Below are 1,060 nucleotides of genomic sequence, written 5' to 3'. Positions count from 1 at the left end.
TAGGAGAGTAATTCATGCATTCTCGTTATACAGGTCGAAGCTTCGACGTAAATATGTTGGGTGTTTTGGTTCATGTGGAATCAGCAACTGCAACTATCAATGATGAATCAGCTGTTGATAAAGAGCGTGGGATCCCAACAGGTTTTACTCACGGTGCGGTTGGCTGTGATGTGGAATACGAGTTGGATTTGAACAACTTCCGAAAGCTACAACAAAAGGCACGTGAAGCAGGCAGTTGGCGTGGCATCAAACCACATGATTGCATGTTTTATGCAAATACAGGTGACGATGAAGACAAAGTTGAGTTGTTCGGCGTGAAATTGCAGATTTCAGATTTACTCAGCGTTGATCCTAATAGCAGCGATAAGACCAAGCGCAAACTGAAAGGGTTTGTAACGAGCCCACTCTTTGTCCGTATCAATGGTATTTCATATCTAAGCAAAGATGACACACGCGGTCTAGTTTAAGCCTAATCAGAGAGAGTACGAATGCCAGATTTTATCGACCATGCCAGTAGTAATGAAGCCAAATTCACCGAAATGGCGATTGCAAGTCAACGTAAACGGTCAGTGCAAACAAGCCAGCAAGAAAGTGCGAAAGAATGCTACGAGTGTGGCGATGAAATCCCAGAAGCGCGTCGAGTGGTTATAGCAGGGTGTCATTACTGTGCATTTTGCCAAGCAGAGCGGGAGTAACGGAATGAAAGATTGGTACGACAGAATAACCAGCGGAATTGCTTATATCGTATCCTTGGCGGGTATGACCTTCAGCAAGCTGACATTTGAACAATGGTATTTCGTCTTATCGCTTGTCATTGGTCTGGCAGCTCTAGGATTGAATTACTGGCATAAGCGAGCGATGCAACGTATCGCTAACAAAAAAGGAGTGGCACTCAGTGAAAGTGACTAAACGAATTATTTGTTCTGTCGCTGCTGTGATCGGTTTGGTTACAGGTGGTGTGACACTGAACAGTTCAGAACTCCCAACGGGCACCGTGACCATTGCAGGCACACAAGTTGGGGAGCTAAGAACGAGCCCTATTGGTTTGGACATTATCGGT

3 protein-coding genes are annotated in these 1,060 nt (G+C 45.1%); all 3 read left to right on the top strand.

Annotated elements, in window-relative coordinates; genetic code table 11:
* The first annotated feature begins 14 nt into the window (after window positions 1-14).
* From OW491_RS18115 to OW491_RS18105, 3 genes are read left to right on the top strand one after another with little or no spacing between them, the layout of a single operon-like run.
* The gene (locus OW491_RS18115; protein ID WP_017058581.1) at window positions 15-467 is read left to right on the top strand and encodes a phage protein; all 453 of its coding nucleotides are present in this window, start codon (window positions 15-17) and stop codon (window positions 465-467) included.
* Between the two features lie 21 nt (window positions 468-488).
* Entirely contained in the window at window positions 489-695 is a 207-nt protein-coding gene (locus OW491_RS18110; RefSeq protein WP_017058580.1) for a TraR/DksA C4-type zinc finger protein, read from the top strand.
* A gap of 4 nt (window positions 696-699) precedes the next feature.
* The gene (locus OW491_RS18105; RefSeq protein ID WP_017058579.1) at window positions 700-909 is read left to right on the top strand and encodes an HP1 family phage holin; all 210 of its coding nucleotides are present in this window, start codon (window positions 700-702) and stop codon (window positions 907-909) included.
* Window positions 910-1,060 lie beyond the last annotated feature (151 nt).

Origin of the sequence: Neptunomonas sp. CHC150 (assembly GCF_030397555.1) — a bacterium.
In the GTDB taxonomy this organism is placed as follows: domain Bacteria; phylum Pseudomonadota; class Gammaproteobacteria; order Pseudomonadales; family Balneatricaceae; genus Neptunomonas; species Neptunomonas phycophila.
This window is presented reverse-complemented; position numbering and strand designations above follow the sequence as displayed.

Excerpts from the sequence above, each read along its gene's own strand:
- OW491_RS18115 (WP_017058581.1), top strand. The coding sequence starts at position 15 with ATGCATTCTCGTTATACAGGTCGAAGCTTCGACGTAAATATGTTGGGT.
- OW491_RS18110 (WP_017058580.1), top strand. The coding sequence starts at position 489 with ATGCCAGATTTTATCGACCATGCCAGTAGTAATGAAGCCAAATTCACC.
- OW491_RS18105 (WP_017058579.1), top strand. The coding sequence starts at position 700 with ATGAAAGATTGGTACGACAGAATAACCAGCGGAATTGCTTATATCGTA.